At 48.4% G+C, this 22,897-nt stretch carries 20 protein-coding genes and 2 tRNA genes; 11 read left to right on the forward strand and 11 right to left on the reverse strand.

Annotated features, from left to right (window positions below; all coding sequences use genetic code 11):
• Positions 1–17: 17 nt before the first annotated feature.
• Together ABT58_RS02680 and ABT58_RS02685 are read right to left on the reverse strand one after the other, a co-directional pair.
• Positions 18–443: an LPP20 family lipoprotein gene (locus tag ABT58_RS02680; RefSeq protein WP_047872824.1), complete on the reverse strand. Its 426-nt coding sequence runs from the start codon at positions 441–443 to the stop codon at positions 18–20.
• 173 nt (positions 444–616) lie between these two features.
• Positions 617–1,252, reverse strand: a complete 636-nt coding sequence (locus ABT58_RS02685) for a FlgO family outer membrane protein (protein ID WP_047872825.1) — start codon at positions 1,250–1,252, stop codon at positions 617–619.
• A gap of 237 nt (positions 1,253–1,489) precedes the next feature.
• Between ABT58_RS02685 and ABT58_RS02690 the strand changes: the two genes are divergently transcribed.
• From ABT58_RS02690 to ABT58_RS02700, 3 genes are all read left to right on the forward strand, one after another.
• Positions 1,490–2,626, forward strand: a complete 1,137-nt coding sequence (locus ABT58_RS02690) for a flagella assembly protein FlgT (RefSeq protein WP_047872826.1) — start codon at positions 1,490–1,492, stop codon at positions 2,624–2,626.
• Positions 2,627–2,687: 61 nt separating this feature from the next.
• Positions 2,688–2,764, forward strand: a tRNA-Arg gene (locus tag ABT58_RS02695).
• 235 nt (positions 2,765–2,999) lie between these two features.
• Complete coding sequence (locus tag ABT58_RS02700) at positions 3,000–4,310, forward strand: mechanosensitive ion channel family protein (protein ID WP_047872861.1); 1,311 nt, start codon at positions 3,000–3,002, stop codon at positions 4,308–4,310.
• A 100-nt stretch (positions 4,311–4,410) separates the two neighbouring features.
• Here ABT58_RS02700 and ABT58_RS02705 read toward each other — a convergent pair.
• Together ABT58_RS02705 and gltX are read right to left on the reverse strand one after the other, a co-directional pair.
• Positions 4,411–4,486: transfer RNA gene (locus ABT58_RS02705), tRNA-Ala, on the reverse strand.
• 215 nt (positions 4,487–4,701) lie between these two features.
• Entirely contained in the window at positions 4,702–6,126 is a 1,425-nt protein-coding gene (gltX, locus tag ABT58_RS02710; protein ID WP_047872827.1) for a glutamate--tRNA ligase, read from the reverse strand.
• Positions 6,127–6,720: 594 nt separating this feature from the next.
• Here gltX and ABT58_RS02715 point away from each other — a divergent pair.
• Positions 6,721–6,933 (forward strand): hypothetical protein, encoded by a 213-nt coding sequence (locus ABT58_RS02715; protein ID WP_146147288.1) that lies wholly within the window; start codon positions 6,721–6,723, stop codon positions 6,931–6,933.
• An 88-nt stretch (positions 6,934–7,021) separates the two neighbouring features.
• Here the strand turns inward: ABT58_RS02715 and ABT58_RS02720 are convergent, their stop codons facing one another.
• From ABT58_RS02720 to zipA, 4 genes are all read right to left on the reverse strand, one after another.
• Positions 7,022–7,750, reverse strand: coding sequence for a YccT family protein (locus tag ABT58_RS02720; RefSeq protein WP_047872829.1), 729 nt, complete (start codon positions 7,748–7,750; stop codon positions 7,022–7,024).
• A 70-nt stretch (positions 7,751–7,820) separates the two neighbouring features.
• Positions 7,821–8,852, reverse strand: coding sequence for a porin (locus tag ABT58_RS02725; protein WP_047872830.1), 1,032 nt, complete (start codon positions 8,850–8,852; stop codon positions 7,821–7,823).
• Positions 8,853–9,405: 553 nt separating this feature from the next.
• Positions 9,406–11,421 (reverse strand): NAD-dependent DNA ligase LigA, encoded by a 2,016-nt coding sequence (gene ligA / locus ABT58_RS02730; protein WP_047872831.1) that lies wholly within the window; start codon positions 11,419–11,421, stop codon positions 9,406–9,408.
• A gap of 140 nt (positions 11,422–11,561) precedes the next feature.
• Positions 11,562–12,869 carry a cell division protein ZipA gene (gene zipA, locus ABT58_RS02735; RefSeq protein ID WP_047872832.1) on the reverse strand — a complete coding sequence of 436 codons (1,308 nt, stop codon included), beginning with the start codon at positions 12,867–12,869 and terminating at the stop codon, positions 11,562–11,564.
• 448 nt (positions 12,870–13,317) lie between these two features.
• On the opposite strand from zipA, the gene cysZ reads away from it, so the two are divergent.
• From cysZ to crr, 5 genes are all read left to right on the forward strand, one after another.
• Positions 13,318–14,079: a sulfate transporter CysZ gene (gene cysZ, locus ABT58_RS02740; protein ID WP_047872833.1), complete on the forward strand. Its 762-nt coding sequence runs from the start codon at positions 13,318–13,320 to the stop codon at positions 14,077–14,079.
• A gap of 219 nt (positions 14,080–14,298) precedes the next feature.
• Positions 14,299–15,267: a cysteine synthase A gene (cysK, locus tag ABT58_RS02745; RefSeq protein ID WP_047872834.1), complete on the forward strand. Its 969-nt coding sequence runs from the start codon at positions 14,299–14,301 to the stop codon at positions 15,265–15,267.
• Between the two features lie 313 nt (positions 15,268–15,580).
• Positions 15,581–15,838: a phosphocarrier protein Hpr gene (gene ptsH, locus ABT58_RS02750; protein ID WP_047872835.1), complete on the forward strand. Its 258-nt coding sequence runs from the start codon at positions 15,581–15,583 to the stop codon at positions 15,836–15,838.
• 52 nt (positions 15,839–15,890) lie between these two features.
• Positions 15,891–17,618 (forward strand): phosphoenolpyruvate-protein phosphotransferase PtsI, encoded by a 1,728-nt coding sequence (gene ptsI, locus ABT58_RS02755; protein WP_047872836.1) that lies wholly within the window; start codon positions 15,891–15,893, stop codon positions 17,616–17,618.
• Positions 17,619–17,658: 40 nt separating this feature from the next.
• On the forward strand, positions 17,659–18,168 hold the full coding sequence (gene crr, locus ABT58_RS02760; protein WP_047872837.1) for a PTS glucose transporter subunit IIA: 510 nt from the start codon (positions 17,659–17,661) through the stop codon (positions 18,166–18,168).
• 172 nt (positions 18,169–18,340) lie between these two features.
• Here crr and ABT58_RS02765 read toward each other — a convergent pair whose 3' ends face one another.
• The gene (locus ABT58_RS02765; RefSeq protein WP_047872838.1) at positions 18,341–19,237 is read right to left on the reverse strand and encodes a Dyp-type peroxidase; all 897 of its coding nucleotides are present in this window, start codon (positions 19,235–19,237) and stop codon (positions 18,341–18,343) included.
• 257 nt (positions 19,238–19,494) lie between these two features.
• Between ABT58_RS02765 and ABT58_RS02770 the strand changes: the two genes are divergently transcribed.
• Positions 19,495–21,054 carry a GGDEF domain-containing protein gene (locus ABT58_RS02770; RefSeq protein ID WP_047872839.1) on the forward strand — a complete coding sequence of 520 codons (1,560 nt, stop codon included), beginning with the start codon at positions 19,495–19,497 and terminating at the stop codon, positions 21,052–21,054.
• A 55-nt stretch (positions 21,055–21,109) separates the two neighbouring features.
• Here the strand turns inward: ABT58_RS02770 and ABT58_RS02775 are convergent, their stop codons facing one another.
• Entirely contained in the window at positions 21,110–21,514 is a 405-nt protein-coding gene (locus tag ABT58_RS02775) for a hypothetical protein (protein WP_047872840.1), read from the reverse strand.
• Positions 21,498–21,983 (reverse strand): DUF2919 domain-containing protein, encoded by a 486-nt coding sequence (locus tag ABT58_RS02780; RefSeq protein ID WP_047872841.1) that lies wholly within the window; start codon positions 21,981–21,983, stop codon positions 21,498–21,500. Before ABT58_RS02780 ends, ABT58_RS02775 begins: the two co-directional genes overlap by 17 nt.
• 526 nt (positions 21,984–22,509) lie before the next feature.
• Between ABT58_RS02780 and ABT58_RS02785 the strand changes: the two genes are divergently transcribed.
• Entirely contained in the window at positions 22,510–22,884 is a 375-nt protein-coding gene (locus tag ABT58_RS02785; protein WP_229821692.1) for a DUF2956 domain-containing protein, read from the forward strand.
• Positions 22,885–22,897: the final 13 nt, after the last annotated feature.

Raw genomic sequence — 22,897 nt, forward strand, 5'->3', positions numbered from 1 at the left:
TTCAAACGGCTCTTTTCTTAAAACAACGTCTCTTGATGCGTCGGCACTTGATACACTTCACCGTGACTCTTCATGCGCTCCATTCGGCGTAAATCCAACTGCAGCTCCGTGACATAACTGTCACCCACAGGGTAGCTGCGCAGCACTTCTGCGCCACGGATAATGCCATCAACGGCGCCGTCGGTATTTTCTACCCCTAGCTGCTGATCTTCCATGCCGGCACGGGCACTAATGCGCATGCCGTACACTTGCTCGGTCAACTCACGGTAGGCATCAATCTTTGATGCGCGCATGGCGCGAATACGTTTTTCTTCATCGGTACGGCCACGCTGCTCGCTGACCGAGGCATAGCCAACTGCCGTCAAAATGTTTTCATTGCGAATTTCCGCCAACGGCTGGCAACCCACCAAACTAAATACCACCAGCCATAACCAGTAACGCATCTTGTACTCCACTTATTTGTCACGCCTTTAGGCTCGATGTCGGCCTAAAGGCAAAATCTTGCCGCAATCTTGCTGCTGTGAGAACGTTCTATTCTTGTCTCAGCCTCGGTTTCTCTATCACTGCCTCTAGCACACGCTGACACCCGGCCGTTACACATTACTCAGAAGGATAACTACGGCTTCAAAATCACGTTATTGCGATCGAAGCTTTGCGCTTCGCTGCGGATAATCACGCCATTTTGCATACGCATTTTATTTAACGTATCCAAATCACGGCCAATGCGATCTGCCGGTAAGAAACCTTGCGCCGAGGCAATCACCACGCGCGAACGCATACCGATAATACGGGCGTTCACCAAAATACCGCCGCCCTGACGTAACATAGTGCCAGTCAGCACGTAATCCACCGGCTGCTCAGACGCCAGTTCACGCCAGTTACGGCTAATGGCAAAATCACCTTCTGGCGTCACTTTGATCCCACCGGTCGCTTTATAGTCCACGACGGTGTAGCCACGCTGCTGCATCTGGTACATGAACCCTTCGGTCACGATATTCCCCAGCCAGTTGGTTTCACTCATGGCCTGCAAATCCACAAACGACGTTACCGCCAATGGCGTTTTCGCGGTCAGGTATTGGTTTGAGGTCACCAGCTGATCTGTCATGCTCTCAATAAAGAAATCCATGGTATGACGTGGTGTCTCCTTAAGGAGAAACTCACTTCCGGTATACTGGGTTTTACCGTTGTAGATCGGGGAATAAGCGCATGATGTCGTCATCATTGCCACGATCAGGACCATCCAATTTTTCATTCTAACCAGCTCCAGCGGATATCGACCAAGTAACCTTTTATCGTTCAGAGAGAAAAAAACTTTATTAAAACGTCCGGATTCCGTGAGCGAGTAGGAACGCTCTTTGCATAGCTCTTGGCGTTGCTCTGTCATCGCGGTGATTATGTCGGCCTGTTGCCCGCATAAAACGGTAAGTTTTATCTTTCACTCGCCAAGACTAGCAATATTCGTACCCATGTTGACTCTGAGTAAAAATAAATGAGAAATCTTCGTCTGATCCTGCTGAGCAGCCTTTGTGTGTTGTTCACCACGCCGGTGTTTGCGGCCTGGTATGAGGTCACTGGCTCTGCCGTCCAGTTAGAAAGTGAAAGTGCAGCGCGACAAAACGCACTGGAAGACGCGATTTTCCAAGCGATGAGTTACTCCGGCGCGAATATCGCCAGTATTCATGGTTTGCGTGACTATTTGGCGACCGAGCGAAAAGAATACCAGTTCAGTGGCAGCGAAGTGCGCCATGTTTCGATCATCAGAAGCTACAAGCGAGACGGCAAATATTACCTCACGGCACGCATTGACGTGTACCCATCGGCAAAAACTTGCCACAAGGTGCAATATAAGAAAGGGCTGTTACTCAGCGAATTCACCTTAACCTCGCCACAGCACGCGACGTTAGGGGGCGTGTATCAAATGGGGCAATCATTCACCCGTATGTTACAGCGCCAGATCAACCGCCAATCTCAAAGCTTTGTGGCGGCGGATATTACCCGTGTGCCGGTTAATCCTGGCCAACCGGATACCATGACCATGCTGGCCGATGACAACGATGCACAGTACATCGTCAGCGGAGAAATCACCGACCTTACCTCAACCTTGGATCAAAAAGGCCGCAATGATGACAATATCCACCGCCAATTTGCCGCTACGCTGCAGATCATGGACGGCAAAACCGGTGAAGTGCTGATGCAAAACAATTACCGAGAGATTGCGTTGTGGCCGTTTTCTCGTGTCAGTCAGGTGGATACCCACAGTGCCCGCTTCTGGCAATCCCCGTATGGTCAGGCGGTACAACGGGTCAGCCGCAATATGATGTTGGATTTAGAAAGCTCGCTGTCGTGCCGAGCCAGCTTGCCGCAGGTGGTGAACACATTTGGCAATACTGTTCAGATCAATTCAGGCCGTATTCATGGGGTGCAGGCGGGGGATCGCTTGGCGCTGTGGCACAGTGCGGGCTTCATTGATCAAAACGGCATTCCACGTAATCGCATGGTACAAACCGACATCACCCTCACCGTTGATCGCGTATACGAAAAATCAGCAGAATTGCAGGTGGAACAAGCCGAATTGGCGAGCAGCATTCAGCCTGGTGATTTGCTAACCAAACAGATTCAAAATTAAGAGTTAGCACTTAATCTCTGTGAAATATTTTGTATAATGCCAATTCAAGCAATGACTTGCTGCTTCCTTAGCTCAGTAGGATAGAGCGTCCCCCTCCTAAGGGGAAGGCCACAGGTTCGATTCCTGTAGGGAGCGCCATTTTTGATAAAACGCCCGGCTTTTGCTGGGCGTTTTGCTATTCACGTCCTGTGTTTCCGCCCTCGCGGTGAGCACACACCAATCTGCCCCGCTCCTTTTCTTTCCATAGCCCACACAGAATAGATTTATTTATCAATAACAACGGATAAACACTAGACTTACTGTCAAAAGCACTGCAACGGCTATGTCTGATAACAGGGACAGTACAATGACGGTAAAAGCACATGACGAGTTGCTGCTCAACCATACCCTGCGCAAGTACGTGGCAGAAAAACTCAATAATGCTGGGGTGGCGCACTCCCCTTATGACGCGGAACTGACGGCGATTTTCCTCTTTGCCGCCGTGGGGGTGGTTGTGGTGGTCTATCTCATCGTCCACCGTATTTTGGTCCGTCTGGCCAACTCCATTTTACGCCGTAACAAAGAAACCCTCGGCAACAGCCTCACCAAGTTTGAGGTGCTGGAAAAAGTCGCCTTGTTGATCCCAGTGTTGATCCTCGATCAACTGGTGCCTGAAATCCTAAGCCACAATCATTTACTTGCCACGATCAGCGATCGCCTGCTCAGTGTCGCCTTTGTGATCATTTTTCTCTGGATGCTCTTCGCCCTGCTTGATGCACTGAATGATATCGCCACCATCAAAGGCATTACACGCCGCATGCCGATCAAAAGCTTCGTTCAGTTAACCAAGCTGTTCACATTTTTAGTCGGTATCATTGTGGCGATTTCCATTCTCTCTGATGAATCGCCGGTAATTTTCCTCAGTGGCTTAGGGGTAGCGACAGGCTTTGTGATGCTGATTTTCAAAGACACCATTTTGGGCTTTGTGGCAGGGATCCAGCTGTCTGCCAACCGCATGATCAGCTTAAACGATTGGATTGAAATGGACGGCTTTAGCGCCAACGGTACGGTGGAAGAAATATCCCTCACCACGGTGAAGGTTCGCAACTTTGACAATACCATCAGCATGTTGCCTGCTTACGCTCTGGTCCAGAACCCGTTCATTAACTGGCAGGGCATGTCAGAATCAGGTGGACGACGGATCATGCGCTCTGTATTTATCGATGTGACTTCTATTCGATTTATGCGCGATCATGAGATTGAATCCTTAAAAGCGGTGAGGATCCTACGTGAATTTTTGTTTGAGAAAACGAAAGACATTAACCACTTCAATGATGCGTTAGAAGATGTCCCCCACCCGCTTAATACCCGTCACCTCACCAACATTGGCATTTTTCGGGCTTATCTCAGCACCTACTTGCGCGCTCACCCGGATATTCACCCCTACATGTTACTGATGGTCCGTCAGCTGGCACCGACTCAGGAAGGCTTACCACTGCAAATCTATGCATTCACGAATAATACGGATTGGGCGTACTACGAGGGAGTACAGGCTGATATCTTCGATCATATTTACTCAATACTGCCCTTGTTTGGACTACGACCTTACCAGACGTTCAGTGGGCATGATGCCAGCTTAATTGGGCAATCCCCAATGCAAGGGTCTTCCACACATACGGATGCGTCGATCAACAAAGAGGATTAGTGCGGAAAAGAGGATGAAATCGGTAAACAGGGATAGAAAGCAAACACAAATAACAGGCATAAAAAAAGGACCTGACGACGTCAGATCCTTTTCTAAAATTTGGTGGAGCTATGCGGGATCGAACCGCAGACCTCCTGCGTGCAAGGCAGGCGCTCTCCCAGCTGAGCTATAACCCCAAAATCTGAAATGGATAATAAAAACATAAGGATATCTTGTCAACACATCGAAGCTAACAATGTATGAGAACGCACTAAAACTGAGAAAATGATCACACTTATGCCGAGTAGATTAAAAGAGAGCGGGAAGAAAGAGAAAGAGACCAATAAAAAAACGGAAAGCTTATCGCTTTCCGTTTCACATTCAGGCGTTACATGCCTATCACACTGCGTGATTAGCTGTTTGCTTCACGCTCTGCAATGAAGTCCAGTGCCATTTGGATGCGTGCCATTACGCGCGCTTTACCCACAAGTTGCATCACGGCATCAACAGATGGTGACTGACCTTGACCGGTTACCGCAACACGCAGTGGCATACCCACTTTACCCATGCCCAGTTCCAGCTCTGCACACACTTGCTCAATCACAGCGTGTAGATTTTCAGTCGTCCACTCAGTCAGTGCATCCACTTTCGCCAGTGCAAGCTCTAGGGCTTCTTTTGCAACAGGACGTAGGTGTTTCTTCGCAGCGCCTGCTTCAAACTCGCTGAAGTCCTGGTAGAAGTAACGAGACTGCTCAGCCAATTCAACCAGCGTGTTACAACGCTCGCCAACCAGCTTGATCACGTCAGTCACCGCTGGACCGTTTTCAGTTGCGATTTCTTTCTGATCCAAGTGCCACTGTAGGTATTTTGCAACATACTCTGGCTCTGCGGTCTTGATGTAGTGGTTGTTCAACCATAGTAGCTTGTCTGTGTTGAATGCAGACGCAGACTTACTCACTGATTCCAGGCTGAATAGATCAATCATTTCCTGTAGAGAGAAAATTTCCTGATCGCCATGAGACCAACCCAAACGTACTAGGTAGTTTAGTAGCGCTTGTGGCAGGTAACCTTCGTCACGGTATTGCATCACGCTTACCGCACCGTGGCGCTTAGACAGTTTCGCACCGTCATCGCCCAGGATCATTGCACAGTGAGCAAACTCAGGAACAGGTGCACCCAATGCTTCGTAGATGTTGATCTGACGAGGGGTGTTGTTGATGTGGTCTTCACCACGTACCACTTGCGTGATACCCATATCCCAGTCATCGATAACCACACAGAAGTTGTACGTCGGGCTACCGTCAGTACGGCGGATGATCAGATCGTCCAACTCGCTGTTTGCGATTTCGATACGGCCACGGATTTTGTCTTCAAAAACCACGGAACCTTCTTTCGGGTTACGGAAACGGATACAGAATGGTGAATCTTCTGTTGCCGCTGCGTTCGCTGCCACAATTTTCGGGTGGTTAGCATCGTAGCGAGGCTTCAGACCTGCCGCCATTTGCTCTTCACGTAGCTCGTCAAGCAGCTCTTTCGGGCAGTAACACTTGTACGCTTTATCTTCAGCCAGTAGTTGATCAACCACTTCATTGTAACGATCAAAACGCTTAGTCTGGTAGTAAGGACCCTCGTCCCAATTCAGTTCCAGCCATTCCATGCCTTCCATAATGGCATCGATCGCTTCCTGAGTTGAACGCTCTAGGTCTGTGTCTTCGATACGAAGTACGAATTCGCCACCCATATGTTTAGCAAACAACCAAGAATATAGAGCTGTACGCGCACCACCTACGTGCAAAAAGCCCGTTGGGCTAGGTGCAAAGCGAGTTTTAACCGTCATTGAACATTACCTAATTAATGAAGTTACAGCGGACCGAATCCCGCTGCTCGAGAAAATGGTTCTTATTCTATCACTGTTGGGTAAATCTACAATCACCGATGGCGCCCCTCTCGCGTTCAGGCCGGTGAAAGTCCGCACGGTTATGCACCACAATAAGAAGGCGTCTGATTGATAAGACCGTTATCCCTCTCCACCTTTACCGCTGGCACCTCAATCCTTGATATTAAACAAAGATAATATCGCGGCTCTGAGAGCGAGAGAATATCACTCCCCGTAGTAATAATTTTATATTTAGCGTGTCGTAAATATAAGACAAGGCAGACATTTATATCTAAACATGAAACAAACTTCACCACTAAAAATAAGAAACTGCCAACTTCATGTTATTCAAAAAACCATGACAAACAAGTAAACACCTGAATTTAAACAAATAAAACCAACATACTTAATTAAAATTAAAAATTTAGATTAATTTCCGTCATTTTTTTGATCTTTTACGGCGTCTATACATAAACTTAATCAACGATAAGCAACGGATTGAATTATCTCTTCCCTGTAATGGAATACATTTTTTCTATGTTCATTGAGGTGTGTATGAAAGGAATTGTTATTGCAGCTACAGCAGCCTTATTGTTAATGTCTGGCGGTGCGTTAGCTAGCTCGTCAAATGGTAATGGCACACAAGGTGGCGGAGGTAATGGTTCATCTGCCGCAGGCCCATGGGTTGACTGCAAACTGCCCGATGGCAGTGTGGATTATCTGCCAATGATGATTTGTACTATGCAAAAAAATGGCAAAGTGAACTGATGCAACGCCATACCGTTTCTTGTCTCGACAAGATGCAAAAAGGGAGTGACTAAGCACTCCCTCTGCATTTCTCTCATGAGAATAAAGCTTACTGCTGTTTTGCCCACTTCAGGAAGGCTTGGCGCTGTGCTTCCGACATGCGCAAGAAGTCGGCTTGCATAAGAATCATGGCATTATTGCCTGATACAGCAGGTTGTTGCACGACAACGGGTGCCGCGACTGCTGTTGCAACAGGGACTGGTGCGGTGACCACTTCATTCGGGGCGCCACCAATCACTTGGAATGTTTTCGGTTCAACTGGAGCCGTTACTGGTGTGTGTGTCGCAATGGCATAGCCTTGTGAACGGTTATATAACGCCAGTTCTTTTTTATAATCGCGACCGAATATGGTCGAGCTATCACCAGATATATCTTTCGGCAGGACGTCAATTTTAGCGTTGACCTTGCTACCATTTTTTGAGACCAATTTCATCGATGGATTGGCATCAAAGTTACTTTGATCCACAGAGTTGATCAAACGCATCGATGGCTCAATCATAAACGTCTGGTCTTGGGCTTCAAACGTTATTACGATTGGTACTGAACGGTATTTTTCGAGTTGGCCTTGCCCTTCTATTAGTTTAGAAACACGCACAACAACTTGGTTTAAGCCATTATTGAGCGTAACATCTTCCGTTGATTCTAAGAGATTAAGCTTTTTTTCTCCATTGACAAACATTGACTCTACCCCAGTGGCAAATTCAACGTTCACAGCCGCTTGTGCACTGCCCATGGCAGCCATAACTCCGGCTAAAAGTACTGCTTTTCCAAATTTCATTAATCTCTCCTATAAAAAACGAGCATTGATAAACAATGCTCGTTCTGGACTATCTAACTCGGGTTAGGAATTAGAAGTAGTATTCAACACCCATAAGTAGACGTGTTGTATCACCTTTATCTGTGCCGCCATCCATGTCGTAGTGACGGATGTCAGTGTATAGGTAAGTGCTTGGTAGTAGGTAACCTAGACGAGCTGTTAGTGCCATATCGTCTGTGTCTTTACCAGATGCGCCATCAGCGTAATCAGCTTCACCTGTGCCTGCGTAGCCCACTTTGTAAACCCAAGTACCGTTGTAAACGTACTGTGCAGTTGCAGAGTAAGCCCACTGGCTGTCTTCGCCGCCGCCAATGTTGTTAACAGTCATGTACTTACCAGCAGCGGTTAGCGTGATATCGCCTAGGAATACAGAACCACCGAAGATAGTGTATGCAGAATCTTCTTTCGCATCTTTTTCTTCAGTGTTTAGGTAGTAACCTGCGTGAACGCTGAACATGTCTGCGCTGTAAGATGCTGCAAGGCTGTAAGCGATGTTATCAGTTGCAGTGTCCATGTTACTTGCAGTTGCTTGGAAGTTGAAGCCACCGAAGTTTGCAGAGTCAAAACGTAGCACGTGGTTTGCACGGTCTTCGAAGTTTGCACCAAGGTCGTTGTTCCAGTCGAACACGTTACCTAGACCTGGGTTTGAGTGCGGCCAGTCAACGTAGTTGTAAGCAGCGACTAGCTGACGACCGTATTTGAATGCACCTACGCCATCAAATGACAAACCTAGGAACGTATCACGGCCACCGAAAGAACCTTGACCTTCAGCGTTGCTACCACCGTTTGAAGCGTCACCGCCTTCAACTTGCCACAATAGATCTGGGCCAAAGTTGTCAAACTCAACTGTACCACGGAAACCGATACGAGATTCGATGTTAGCAGTGATTGTATCATCAGAACCTGATGCATCTGGTGAATCGTACATCATGAAGCCAGCAGCCTGACCGTAAAGTTGTACGTTACCGTCTAGAAGATCGATCGCTGCGTTAGCGCCAGTTGAAGCCATAGCTGCAGTTGCGATTGCAGCACCTAGTAGCGTACGTTTGAACATGTTTTCCATGGAAAAAACTCCTAAAAATACTAGCTGTGTTTACTTGCGCCTTAAAGGTTGGCCGCCGAAGACTGCAAGTAACTCTCCCAATATGTCAGCCGGTGAATCCGACCAATTCATATTTTTTTAGCACTTTGATTGAACCTATTGGTTGAACCTCTGTCTGCTTCCTCACTAAGACTACTTTCGCGCCGGAAAACATCAACGAGAACTTAATTTATTGTGTTAAAAATATGACTCAGTGCAAACTTTGCGCGTATTAGTGATCATGATCAAAATACCGAAACCACAGAACAATAAAAACAACAAAACCTCATAAATACAACAACTTGAGTTTTTTTTGGTTTTCATAAGTGCGAGATGAGTCGAAAGATTTTTTTATTTGTAAATTAGATTACATCTGTCATTTTTTTGTCTTTTTTTATTCACAACCTCGCTATCTTCGAGGTAAAAAAAAACCGTTTTCTGACGTTCTCTGATCTCACAGGCAGAAAAAAGCCCTGCCATAAACCAGACAGGGCTGCACTTTTTAACTCAATTTCACAGAATTAGCAGAAAAAAATCACTGCGCGAGCAAATCAACCAAAGCTTGCTCATCCCAAATTTCAATCCCTAACTCTTGTGCTTTGGTCAATTTCGACCCGGCGGCTTCACCCGCCACCAGCAAATCGGTCTTCTTTGAGACACTGCCCGTCACTTTAGCCCCCAGTTGCTGCAGTGCAGCTTTCGCATCAGAACGGGAAAGTTGGGATAATGAGCCGGTCAATACCACTGTTTTCCCTTCTAACGGACGCGCTACACCCTCTTTCGGCGCTTCAATCGCTGGCCAGTGAATCCCTACGGCCAATAATTGATTGATCACGTCTAAGTTATGCGCTTCACGGAAGAAGTTAAACACGTGCGCAGCCACGATGTCGCCCACATCCGGCACCTCAATCAACTGCTCTTTAGAGGCTGACTGGATGGCTTCCAGCGTCTCAAAATGGTTCGCCAGGTTCGCCGCTGTCGCCTCACCGACTTCACGGATCCCCAAGGAATACAAGAAACGCGGTAGCGTGGTCAGCTTAGACGCCGCCAATGCATCCACTAATTTCTGCGCCGATTTAGGCCCCATACGCTCCAATACTGTCACCACGCCAGCTGACAAGGTGAACAGATCGGCTGGTGTGGCAACCATTTCACGATCCACCAGCTGCTCAATCACTTTCTCGCCACAGCCATCGACATCGAGTGCTTTACGAGAAACAAAATGCTTCAAGGCTTCTTTACGCTGTGCCTGACAGAACAGACCGCCAGAACAGCGCGCCACGGCTTCACCTTCTACACGCTCCACTTTCGAGGCACACACCGGACACGCTTCCGGGAAAACAATGGCTTGTGCATCCTCAGGACGACGAGACATCACCACAGAAGCGACCTGTGGGATCACATCGCCCGCACGACGAATAATCACCGTATCACCAATCATCACCCCTAAACGGGCAATTTCATCAGCGTTATGCAACGTGGCATTGCTGACTGTCACACCACCAACAAAGACTGGCGCCAGTTTCGCGACAGGGGTGATCGCACCGGTACGGCCTACCTGAAATTCCACGTTATTCAGCACCGTCATTTCTTCTTGTGCCGGGAATTTATAGGCAATTGCCCAACGAGGTGCGCGCGCAACAAAACCGAGTTGCTGCTGAGTATCAATGGCGTTGACCTTGATCACTACCCCATCAATCTCATAAGGCAGGCTTGAACGCTTTTCACCGATGGACTGATGATAAGCAATCACCTCATCCATCGAATCCAATGCGCGAATTTCCGGACACATTGGCAAGCCCCATCCTTTTAGCTGAAGCAAACGCGCATACTGGCTGTCGGCCAGATCCATGCCTTCCACAACGCCGGTGGAATACGCGTAAAAGCTCAGTGGACGAGTCGCGGTAATACGTGAATCCAGCTGACGCAAGCTGCCTGCTGCTGCATTACGTGGGTTGGCAAAAGTCTTCTCGCCTTTTTTCAGCGCGCGCTCATTCAGCGCTTCAAAGCCTTTTTTCGGCATGAACACCTCACCACGCACTTCTAGACGGGCTGGCCAGTTCTCGCCTTGCAGCTTCAGTGGGATAGCGCGAATCGTGCGCACGTTTTCCGTGATATTCTCACCGGTTGTCCCATCACCCCGCGTGGCCGCTTGCACAAGTACCCCGTCGACATACATCAGGCTCACAGCCAAGCCGTCCAACTTCGGCTCACAACAGTAAGTGACATCGACATGGGCCGCCAAGCGATCACGCAGGCGTTTTTCAAAACTACGCAGATCGTCATCATTGAACGCATTGTCCAACGACAGCATTGGGATCTCATGGGTCACTTGAGTAAAGCCATCCAGAGGCGCACCGCCGACACGCTGACTCGGTGAATCAACTGTGATCAACTCGGGATGAGCGGCTTCTATCTGCAGCAGTTCCTGCATCATACGGTCATATTCAGCATCAGGAATTTCTGGGTTATCTTCGACGTAATAGCGATGACCGTGATATGCAAGAAGATCGCGCAGCGAGATCAACTGCTGCTGAATATCATGACTCATTGTTTTTCCTACTCATTATTCAAATCACCCCGCTATACGCTAACAACCATGCAGTATGACGCTACAACGGGGTACAAAAAACAAAGCCCTTTATACAACAGGGTATAAAGGGCTTAAAGACAAAATTATGACCGAAGAGATTACGCGCGTGTATAACGCATCGCTTTCTCACGGTATTCACTGATACGGTGCGGTGTGATCAAATTACGCTCATGATCCAAGACATCTGCACCCAGTACATCAGCAATGCGCTGTACTGTTTGTAGCATCGAATTAAACGACTGATCAGCACGCCCCGCTTCACAAGGCAACATCAAATAGAACGCCACACCCGGTGTTTCAAAGTGCTGATTACCCTCAACCGAGAAATGTCCCGGTGCCACCATATTGGTCACACTGAACAATGTCGGCCCTGTACCAGCCATATCGCTGTGGCGGTGGTAAACCGCATTCTCACCGAAAATCAGATTATTTTGCTCAAATGCAGCAAACAATGCCGGTCCACGCAAAAGATCACCGTGACGGGCGTGCACGTTCAAGACTAAGAAATCCGGTGGCAACACTTCAGGTTCAGGCTCTGGCTCTGGCTCAGGAACGACAACGGCTTCAGGCACAACGTGTGACGTTTGTACCGGTTCCACAGCGGGCTCGACCATTTGCGGCTCTACCGTCTGCGCCGCAGCAACCTGAGGCTCAGCGGCAGACATCACGGTACGCGATGTTTCCATTGTCAGTGGTTGCTCGCTTGGCTCAACAACAATCATGTCATCCAACGCAGTTTGCTGCTGACCACGTTCGATATCTTCAATGGTCAATGTCGGCTCAATCACAGGCGCATCGGCCATGGTGGTTAAGGTCGGTTCAACGCGCTCTGCCACAACAGGCTCACTCACTGTCGCGTTCACAGCAGAGTCCATAGCAGGCGCAGTCACAGGCTGGTCAGCCGCTTCTGCAACAACGGGCTCAGCCTCGCCAGCGGGGGCTTGAGCTACCGCAGGTTGTGCATCCGGGCGCGGGGCCTCAGCTGCCGCAGGCATTGGCTGCGCCACCGGAGCAACAGGTGTGGCAGTGTGCGCCATGGCACGCTGTACACTGTCTTGTGATGTCGCCGCTTGTGGCACGCTTTGCGCAGCAACGGGTGACTGTGTTTCCGCCGGCACGCTGTCTAGTAGCGGATCAGCGTCTGGTTTGGCACCAAAATGCAGTGCTGGCTCTTTGCGTTCTGTACGCACAGGCTCAGCGGGCACTTCTTGATTGACCACACGGACACTGCCGACACCATCTTGATCAAAACCATCAGAGTCGCGAGAGGGATCCTCTAACTTACCGATCGGCTTCTCACCAAACTTCGCGGGTTTTTCCTTTCGGCTGCTCCATAAACCGTGCAACAGCAACGCTGCAATCGCCAGTGTACCGACGACAATAAGAACCAGACGCAATTCCTGCATATGAATACTCTGAATTTACTTGTTACCCATCAAGGGTGAATCTACCAAAAAGCACCGCCTGTCTGGACATCCCTTCAGGCACTACCACAATCACTACAAATCCTTCTGTCTCTTTTACCGACCACAGAAAAAGGGCGTTGGTTCCAAATTGGTTCCAAAGTAAAGAGAAGGAACGCTGCGGCACCTCTCATTCTGTCATCAAACCAGCAATAAAGAGACACCCACCTAATGTATCAAAACTCAAAACAGAATGAGAAGGTGAATGTAAGGATTCGTCCAATATCGCGTTATTGAACACACAATTGCCTAATCATTGACCACTTATTCTGTTGTTAGAAACCACGGGCACGGCACCGATTTGCTTCTCGTAACCTAACACCGTTAATATCATTGATAGTCATGGCCACGCCAAATGTACAAAAAAATCAAAGATTGCCAAGGAGCCTTTATGCAACCCCCTCAGCCAGTACACGCTTCCCTCAGTGGAGCGGGGTATTTTTTTCGTGGACTGTCACTTGCGATGCAACCAGGCACTCGCCGCTTTGTGTTGTTCCCTTTACTGATCAACATGGTGCTGTTTGGTACCGCGTTTGGCTTTGTACTCAGCCAATTAGGTGATTGGATTGATGGCTGGATGGCACAACTGCCAAGCTGGCTAGAGTGGCTGTCGTACCTATTATGGCCCCTGCTAACCGTTGCGGTATTGGTCACCTTCTCTTATTTATTCAGCACCATCGCCAACTGGATTGCCGCGCCCTTTAATGGCTTGCTCGCAGAACACCTGGAAGCGAAATTAACCGGCCAACCTGCGCCAGATGCGGGCATGGCAGCGATCATGAAAGACATTCCTCGCATCATGCACCGCGAATGGATCAAGCTAAAATACTACCTGCCTAAAGCCATTGGCCTGTTTATCCTGCTTTGGATCCCGGCCATCGGCCAGACCATTGGCCCGGTATTATGGTTCCTGTTCAGCGCTTGGATGATGAGCATCCAATATGCCGACTACCCGTTTGATAACCACAAAGTCCCGTTTCCTACCATGCGTGATGCATTAAAAGTAAAACGCGGCAAATCACTGAGTTTTGGTAGTTTAGTCATGGTGTGCACCATGACTCCTATTCTGAACCTGTTCGTGATGCCGGTCGCGGTGTGTGGTGCCACGGCCATGTGGGTCGATCAATACCGCGATCAATACCGCGCACATTGATCCCCATCACGCATTCATGCTTTCCTCGCACAGCAAGGTACATGTGACCTTGTTGTGCGGTCACAGCGCGTTATCCTTTTCCCTCCCCTTTCTTCTGCTGCTTTCTGCTATCCTCCTTTATAACAATAAGATATAACCACAAATTCCTTTCAAAACAGCACGCATTGGGTATGCTTGATGTGTCATTTGAATTGAACGTGTTACGAAGGAACGATCACCATGAGTAAGATTTACGAAGATAACTCCCTAACAATCGGTAACACTCCGCTAGTACGTCTTAACCGCGTAAGTAAAGGTAACGTGCTGGCAAAAGTTGAAGCCCGCAACCCGAGCTTCAGCGTGAAGTGCCGTATTGGTGCCAATATGATTTGGGATGCTGAGAAAAAAGGCATTCTGAAAGAAGGTGTCGAACTGGTTGAACCAACCAGTGGTAACACCGGTGTTGCACTGGCATTTGTTGCCGCTGCACGCGGTTACAAGCTCACGCTGACCATGCCAGAAAGCATGAGCCTGGAGCGTCGTAAACTGCTTAAAGCACTGGGCGCAAACCTGGTACTGACAGAAGCCCCGAAAGGCATGAAAGGCGCCATTGAGAAAGCCGAAGAGATCGTCGCTTCGGCCCCAGACAAATACCTGCTACTTCAGCAGTTCAACAACCCGGCTAACCCTGAAATTCACGAAAAAACCACGGGCCCTGAAGTCTGGGATGCCACTGATGGCGACATCGATGTGTTCGTATCCGGTGTGGGTACAGGTGGTACATTAACCGGTGTCAGCCGCTACATTAAGCGCACCAAAGGCAAAGCCATCACCACGGTCGCGGTAGAGCCAACGGAATCCCCAGTGATCACACAAGCCCTTAATGGCGACGAGATCAAACCGGCACCACACAAAATCCAAGGGATCGGTGCTGGCTTTATTCCGGGTAACCTGGAGCTAGAGCTGATTGACGAAGTTCAGCAGGTAAGTTCCGACGATGCTATCGACATGGCACGCCGTCTGATGGAAGAAGAAGGTATTTTGGCGGGTATTTCATCCGGTGCCGCTGTGGTTGCAGCAAACCGCATCGCTGAGCGCCCAGAATTTGCAGGCAAAAACATCGTCGTTATCCTGCCAAGTTCCGGTGAGCGTTATCTGTCCACTGCACTTTTCGCCGGTATCTTTACAGAAAAAGAAACCCAACAGTGATCACACTTTCACATGTTGACGCCGCGATTTTCAGCTAAAAGCCTCCCCTTGGGGGGCTTTTTTGTTGCAATTTGAATGTAGCTCTAATATAAATCCGAGGTGTTTTATTTCTAGCTCCGAAATAAAAGGTCAGAAAACGGCCACCACGGAGAAAGAAAAGAGAGAAAAGTCACAAAAAATTGACTTGGATTAATCTCAAACGCCGAACTGTTGGGTAGTTTATACTCATGTAAGCAGTAAAAGCCAAAACAAGGTTAGCTTACTTACAGTTACGTTAAAATTAAATAAATATTATCTATCATCGGGGTGAAAAATGTATCAGAAGCAAGTTGAGATCACTGCAGAAAACGGCCTACACACTCGTCCAGCTGCTCAGTTCGTTAAAGAAGCAAAAGCTTTCGAAGCAGACATCACAGTGACTTCAAACGGCAAAAGCGCAAGCGCTAAGAGCCTGTTCAAGCTTCAAACTCTAGGTCTAGTAAAAGGCACAGTAGTAACTATCTCTGCTGAAGGTGCACAAGCTCAAGAAGCTGTTGACCACCTAGTTGCTCTAATGGACGAGCTGCACTAATACGCAGCGCGCTATTACTTCCCCTAGTTTTAAGTCAATTTAAGGTAAGGCTATGATTTCAGGTATCCTGGCGTCTCCTGGTATTGCTTTCGGTAAAGCACTACTGCTGCAAGAAGAAGAGATTGTACTCAACAAAGCTCCAATCGCTGCAGACCAAATCGAGAACGAAATTCAGCGTTTCTTCGATGCTCGAAAAAAATCATCTGAGCAACTAGAAGTTATCAAAGAAAAAGCACGCATCACCTTCGGTGAAGAGAAAGAAGCCATCTTTGAAGGCCACATCATGTTGCTTGAAGATGAAGAGCTAGAAGAAGAAATCATAGCCTTCATTAAAGAGAACAAAGCCTCTGCTGATGTTGCGATCCACGCGATCATCGAAGAGCAAGCGTCTACGCTTGAGTCTCTGGATGACGAATACCTAAAAGAGCGTGCAACGGACATCCGTGATATCGGTAACCGTTTCGTGAAAAACGCACTGGGTATCAGCATTGTTAACCTAAGCGCGATCAACGAAGAAGTGATTCTGGTTGCTAACGACCTAACGCCTTCTGAGACTGCGCAGATCAACCTAGATTACGTACTGGGCTTCATCACTGATATCGGTGGTCGTACATCGCACACCTCTATCATGGCACGTTCTCTAGAACTACCAGCTATCGTGGGTACTAACGACATCACATCTCGCGTGAAGAACGGCGACATGTTGATCCTTGATGCAATCAACAACCAGATTGTTATCAACCCATCTGACGATGAGCTGGCCAAATTCAAAGCGATCCGTGACGCGCACCAAGCTGAAAAAGACGAGCTTGCTAAGCTGAAAGACCTACCTGCTATTACGCTAGACGGTAAGCAAGTAGAAGTGTGCGGTAACATCGGTACTGTTAAAGACTGTGACGGCGTAAACCGTAACGGTGGTGAAGGTGTTGGCCTTTACCGTACTGAGTTCCTGTTCATGGACCGTGACGCGCTTCCTACGGAAGACGAACAATACGCAGCTTACAAAGAAGTTGCTGAAGCGATGCATGGCGAGCCAGTGATCATCCGTACTATGGATATCGGTGGTGACAAAGATCTACCGTACATGGATCTGCCAAAAGAAATGAACCCGTTCCTAGGCTGGCGTGCAGTACGTATCAGCTTGGACCGTCGTGAAATCCTTCGTGATCAGCTACGTGGTATTCTTCGTGCGTCTGCGCATGGCAAAATCCGCATCATGTTCCCAATGATCATCTCTGTTGAAGAGATCCGTGAACTGAAAGCGGCAATTGAAGAATATAAAGCAGAACTTCGCGCTGAAGGCCTGGCGTTCGACGAAAACATCGAAATCGGTGTCATGGTTGAAACACCAGCAGCTGCTGCGATTGCTCACCACCTAGCTAAAGAAGTCGAGTTCTTTAGTATTGGTACTAATGACTTAACCCAGTATACTCTTGCGGTTGACCGTGGTAATGAGCTGATCTCTCACCTTTACAACCCACTATCTCCAGCTGTCCTAACCGTGATTAAGCAGGTTATCGATGCTTCTCACAAAGAAGGCAAGTGGACAGGTATGTGTGGCGAGCTAGCAGGTGATGAGCGTGCAACCCTACTACTTCTAGGTATGGGTCTGGACGAATTCAGCATGAGCGGAATCTCGATTCCTCGCATTAAGAAAATTATCCGTAACGCAAACTTTGCTGATGTTAAAGCTATGGCTGAGCAAGCACTAGCTATGCCTACGGCTGCTGAAATTGAAGCACACGTAGAAAAATTCATCGCAGAAAAGACCATCTGCTAAAATACCTGCAGATAAAATAACAACGCTTAGGAGCAACGATATGGGTCTGTTTGACAAATTGAAGAAGCTGGTTTCTGACGACAGCAATGAAGCTGGTGCTATTGAAATCATCGCACCACTATCTGGCGAAATCGTAAACATCGAAGACGTGCCAGATGTTGTTTTCGCAGAGAAAATCGTTGGTGACGGTATCGCTATCAAACCAGCTGGCAACAAAATGGTTGCACCAGTTAACGGTACTATCGGTAAGATTTTCGAAACGAACCACGCATTCTCTATCGAGTCTGACGACGGCATCGAGCTATTCGTTCACTTCGGTATCGACACAGTTGAACTGAAAGGTGAAGGCTTCACGCGTATCGCGGAAGAAGGCCAAACTGTGAAAGTGGGCGACACTATCATTGAGTTCGATCTAGCACTGCTAGAAGAGAAAGCAAAATCAACTCTGACTCCAGTTGTTATCTCTAACATGGACGAAATCAAAGAGCTGAACAAACTTTCTGGCGCAACAACTGTGGGTGAAACTCCAGTTATCCGCATCAAGAAATAAGATTGCTTCAATCTTTGTAAAAAACGCTGCCTAAGGGCAGCGTTTTTTTATGGGCGAAAAACAGGCATCGAGTATTTAGGGACGCAGCATGACTCGTTCCTTTCCTCTTCTCAAAAAAAATCCCCAGCCTTTCGGCCAGGGATACTTTTACGCTTTGAATTACCGCCACACCTTATAGCGCAGCCAGTACTTCCATTGACGGTGCAAAGAAGTACGCACCGGTTACTGCCGTGGTAAAGCGCAGTAGTTGGTCTGTTTTGCCGTCCGTTTCGCCGTACATGCTCTCTAGCATCACATTGAAGTTATGCTGTGTGTGACAGTAAGCAATGAACAGTAAACCATGATCGCCTGTCACGGTGCCGTATGGCAGGCTGTGACGCACAATCTTCAGGCCTTTGCCTTCTTCTTTGATATCCACACGACCTACGTGTGATGCCGCTGGTACGTCTTCCAGCTCCACAGAGTCTGGCTTAGTACGGCCAATCACTTTTTCCTGTGCTTGCATGTTCAGACGGTTAAACGCCGGCAGGTTATGCACAAAACGCTGTAGCATCACAAAGCTACCACCGGCAAACTCACCGTTTTGAATCAACGCCACATCTGCGCGTGCTTCACGGGTTTTCGGGTTTTCTGTCCCATCGATGAAGCCCGTCATGTCACGTGCGTCCAGGTAACGGAAACCGTATGTTTCATCCATCACTTCAATCTGCTCAGCAATCGGCTGCATGAACTGGCGCAATAGGTAGAAGTTCAAATCGTGGCGGCTTGAGTTCACGTGTAGCAGAATGTCACCACCCGTTGCTGGCGCAGTGATGTCACCTTTACCTAGTGGGGCAAAATCTTCAAATTGCGCAGGGCAACCTTTTTCCAGCGACAACCAGAAATCTTTACCGAATGCGATACTTGCACGAAGGTCAGAATGCGGCTGCAGTTCGTTCAGCGCGGCAACCTGCTCGTGGATCTGCTGACACTGTGCCAACACCGCTTTTGCGTCACCCGTCACTTTCATTACCGCATACAATGCAAATGGACCTGCCTCAGGCAAAATCAGAGGTTGTGCAGTGGCCATATTCTTCTCCTAAATAGCGCGTGCTTACATTGATCCCTATTACTGCCACACCGCACATCGCACTTTATATGAGGCGGTTGGACTGATCTCATAAGGACAAACTGAATTCGCAAGGATTATAGCGCGATTTACAGCGGGATAATTGATCATTATCAGCGCTCGCAAATAACCTTCAATTTCCTTTACTTCCAGCGACGAAAAGATAAAGATCACGGCATTAATATGCCAATAATTGCACAGCGCATTCCTACGTCACGATGCTACGCCTTTTCTTCTGCTTATTATTCGGTTGCCTGTCTCTGCCCAGCTGGGCACAGGACAGCGTAACACTGCAATTGCGCTGGTCTCATCAAGCCCAGTTCGCCGGCTATTACATGGCCAAAGCGAAGGGCTTTTATCAGGCTCAAGGGCTGGATGTGACATTGCGACCGAATCAGGCCGGTACCCTGCCCTTACAGCAAGTCCTCGAAGGCCAGGCAGAGTTTGCCGTCGGTAACAGTGAAGTCCTCATTGGTTTTAGCCAAGGTTTGCCTGTGCGCGCGATGGCGGCGATTTTTCAGCAATCACCGGCTGTCTTACTCACACCGGCCAATAGCCCCGTACATTCCGTACAAAACATGCGGGAAAAGCGTATTCGTTTATCACCGGGTACGGCCGATGCAGAATTGATCCACCTGCTGGCCAAACACAATATCCGTCTGCACGAATTACAGCACATTCCCGCCACTGGCCATGACACCGATTTACACCGACAGGATGTCGATGTGTTTAATGGCTACATCACCAATGAACCGTTTTATTTTGCCCAGCAAGGCGTCGATGTTCGCATTTTTAATCCGGCGGATCACGGCATCCATTACTACAGTGATGTGTTGTTTACCCACAGCGAATTTGCCGACAAACACCCGGTATTGGTTGAACGCTTCCTCTCGGCCAGTTTGCAAGGATGGGCGTATGCCCTCGCGCACCCTGATGAAACGGTCGAGCATATCCTGACCCATTACGACACCGGCAAAAGCCGCGCTCACCTCTATCACGAATTACAGTATGCAGTGGCACTCATCAAAGCCGACACCGTGACAATCGGCCATATGAGCCTGACACGCTGGCAACACATTGCCGATAGCTTAGCGGAAATTGGCTTGATCCCTCCTATTGAGATGACCTCCCGGTTTTTCTTCACGCCCCCGCAGGGCATCATGTGGGCGGATATTTTGCCCTGGGCGGTAATTGGGCTGGGGGGGCTACTCACCAGCAGTGCACTGTGCCTGTATTTCTACCGTGCCAACCGACTATTGCAACAAACCGTCATCAGCAGTCAAGAGGCCACTGCACACGCAGAGCGCGGGATCCGCATTGATCCGTTAACAGGGATCGCCAACCGGTATGCGCTGCTCGAACGCATACAACACGTGATAGAGAAAAAGCGTATTACCCAATCACAGCCGGCCTTGCTGTTTATTGATTTAAACCGGTTCAAATCCGTTAATGATACGTTCGGCCATGATGCGGGGGATCAAGTGTTACAACACTTCTGCCACCGTATAAGTGGATCAGTATTGGCCTATGATGGGTTCTTTGCCCGTCTGGCAGGCGATGAGTTTGTGGTGTTACTGAAAACGGCGTGTCAATCGACGTCGCAACAGCTGGCAGATGCCATTACAGAGCAGGCCGCGCAACCCTTTCACATTGGCAATCAGGTGATTCATATTGGCGCCAGTGTCGGGATCACGTTTTATCATGATGGGGATTGTCCGCAACGCTTCTTGTCACGGGCTGACAAGGCCATGTATCGGCATAAAAAAGCGCGGCAATAAAAAACGCTCCCTGTTGGGAGCGCTTTAAAGAAGCATGGAAGACAAAACGATCTCCTTATACGGTTGTCACTGCTACTTGTAGTTTGACTTGCTCATCATCGCTGTCGTGTGATTCAAATAATGCCGGTGCATCCAGACCGGTAGATAATGTAGGTGCAATCACGGTACGCCAGCCGCCGTCATCCAGACGCTCTTTGACTTTAAACGCAATCGTCACTTCTTCTGCAGATACCGCCAGCAATTCAGCACTGCCGACCATTTCACGCGCCGTTTGACCCGCATCTGCCGTACCAAAAAAGACCGTCTCTTCACCCGGCAACAATGACAGTGACGTATTCACCGACTGGGTCACACCCGATGCGCCGGTCACTTCAAAGTTAACATCCAACAGCCAGTCCGCCATTGCCAGTGGGCTTAACAGCGCACTGAACAGGACTAAGCCTTTACCCCATTCGTTCATGACTCTTTACCTCTTCCAACGGCTTATCCGCGAAGGTATTCTTCACACGCGAACTGCGGAAGAGATACCACCCGAGCCAAACCGTAAGTAATAAGGTTACCGCGCGGGTCCAACTGAACTCACCGTGAGTGAGGATCAATTGATACACTTGTAAAGCACAATCGATGGCATAGCTCAGCAACAGGACATATTTTCCGCGCTGCCATACCCAATTTATGACGTTATTATTTTTGTATCGGTACCCGGCTAACCACATCAGAATCACTGCAGGTAGTCCCAGTCCCATCGCCAGATATAAGTTCTCTGGCACGGGGTAGAGGATTTCCAGCACTTGTGCCCCGTGTTGCCGACTTGCCCCTGCCATCACAAACACAATCCAGGCTTTGGCACTGAACCAGAAACACAGCCAAAGCATGGCGGACGGTTTTAACAAGCCATGCTTGTCATAGGCTTCTATTGGATATAACACTGTTCTACCTCATTACACATCTCTGATTATGCAATGGAGGTGAACACGCGGCTTTTCAATAGCACGGCCAAGGTTCGTCGTTCACTCGGTCAATCCTGCTGCACCTGAAACACACAGGTCACATTCAGCGGGTTTTCCGTCATACCGTAGCGTCAAGATAATCCTTTCTGAGACTACCACCACTGCAAACGCTAAATTCTGTGGCTCACCGCACTGTTTAGGAATAGGTCTTGTAAGCCAGATCACGTTTTTTTCGTTCTAAAACGGCGTTTTTCTAATTTTCTTACAGACATCACAGTGTGTAGGATTATTCAATCCAATCCATCACATACGCACATTACCATTACTTTTCATGTGTTTATTGAATAAAGAAAGCATAAACATTGCATTCATATTTCGTACATTTTTTGAAATATAATTACGATCCACAAGACAATTTTTTCCACCTCATACCAATTAATTACGCTATCGGTATAATTTATTTATTCGTGTTCTGACAGATGTTCATGTCAAAACGACCACCTGCATGGCGACCCTATTCATGGCGACCAAATTCATGGCGACAAAAAAAGTACACTCGACTCCTTCACCGGAAACGCAAACCGAAGCAATGAAGATTGCCCGCGCAACCCAAAAGCCAGGGCAAACCAAAGAACAAACCAAACTGATCGCCCAAGGGATCCAACACGGTATAGAGCTTTATAAGAAACAACAAAAAGCCAAATCCCGTGAGCGCGATAAGCTGCGTAAAAAGCAGATTAAAGACAAACAAACAGACACCGATGAAGTGACGACGGCGACAGCCCCGGCACATGACCACGCACCGGCGCGTCAGCAATGGCTGCCTTGGGTCTTGCTGGCTCTGTCTTGGGTTGGCTTTATCGCTTACACCCAGCTATAAACACTCGCGCGAG

Origin of the sequence: Photobacterium aphoticum (assembly GCF_001029435.1) — a bacterium.
GTDB classification, from domain to species: Bacteria; Pseudomonadota; Gammaproteobacteria; order Enterobacterales; family Vibrionaceae; genus Photobacterium; species Photobacterium aphoticum.

Bases quoted from the DNA above. Each gene is read 5' to 3' on its own strand.
- gltX (WP_047872827.1), bottom strand. From the start codon at position 6,126: ATGACGGTTAAAACTCGCTTTGCACCTAGCCCAACGGGCTTTTTGCAC.
- ABT58_RS02770 (WP_047872839.1), top strand. From the start codon at position 19,495: ATGCTACGCCTTTTCTTCTGCTTATTATTCGGTTGCCTGTCTCTGCCC.
- ABT58_RS02680 (WP_047872824.1), bottom strand. From the start codon at position 443: ATGCGTTACTGGTTATGGCTGGTGGTATTTAGTTTGGTGGGTTGCCAG.
- ABT58_RS02720 (WP_047872829.1), bottom strand. From the start codon at position 7,750: ATGAAATTTGGAAAAGCAGTACTTTTAGCCGGAGTTATGGCTGCCATG.
- ABT58_RS02725 (WP_047872830.1), bottom strand. From the start codon at position 8,852: ATGGAAAACATGTTCAAACGTACGCTACTAGGTGCTGCAATCGCAACT.
- ABT58_RS02715 (WP_146147288.1), top strand. From the start codon at position 6,721: ATGAAAGGAATTGTTATTGCAGCTACAGCAGCCTTATTGTTAATGTCT.
- zipA (WP_047872832.1), bottom strand. From the start codon at position 12,869: ATGCAGGAATTGCGTCTGGTTCTTATTGTCGTCGGTACACTGGCGATT.
- ptsH (WP_047872835.1), top strand. From the start codon at position 15,581: ATGTATCAGAAGCAAGTTGAGATCACTGCAGAAAACGGCCTACACACT.
- ABT58_RS02685 (WP_047872825.1), bottom strand. From the start codon at position 1,252: ATGAAAAATTGGATGGTCCTGATCGTGGCAATGATGACGACATCATGC.
- ligA (WP_047872831.1), bottom strand. From the start codon at position 11,421: ATGAGTCATGATATTCAGCAGCAGTTGATCTCGCTGCGCGATCTTCTT.
- ABT58_RS02785 (WP_229821692.1), top strand. From the start codon at position 22,510: ATGGCGACCCTATTCATGGCGACCAAATTCATGGCGACAAAAAAAGTA.
- ABT58_RS02775 (WP_047872840.1), bottom strand. From the start codon at position 21,514: ATGAACGAATGGGGTAAAGGCTTAGTCCTGTTCAGTGCGCTGTTAAGC.
- cysZ (WP_047872833.1), top strand. From the start codon at position 13,318: ATGCAACCCCCTCAGCCAGTACACGCTTCCCTCAGTGGAGCGGGGTAT.
- ptsI (WP_047872836.1), top strand. From the start codon at position 15,891: ATGATTTCAGGTATCCTGGCGTCTCCTGGTATTGCTTTCGGTAAAGCA.
- ABT58_RS02690 (WP_047872826.1), top strand. From the start codon at position 1,490: ATGAGAAATCTTCGTCTGATCCTGCTGAGCAGCCTTTGTGTGTTGTTC.
- crr (WP_047872837.1), top strand. From the start codon at position 17,659: ATGGGTCTGTTTGACAAATTGAAGAAGCTGGTTTCTGACGACAGCAAT.
- cysK (WP_047872834.1), top strand. From the start codon at position 14,299: ATGAGTAAGATTTACGAAGATAACTCCCTAACAATCGGTAACACTCCG.
- ABT58_RS02765 (WP_047872838.1), bottom strand. From the start codon at position 19,237: ATGGCCACTGCACAACCTCTGATTTTGCCTGAGGCAGGTCCATTTGCA.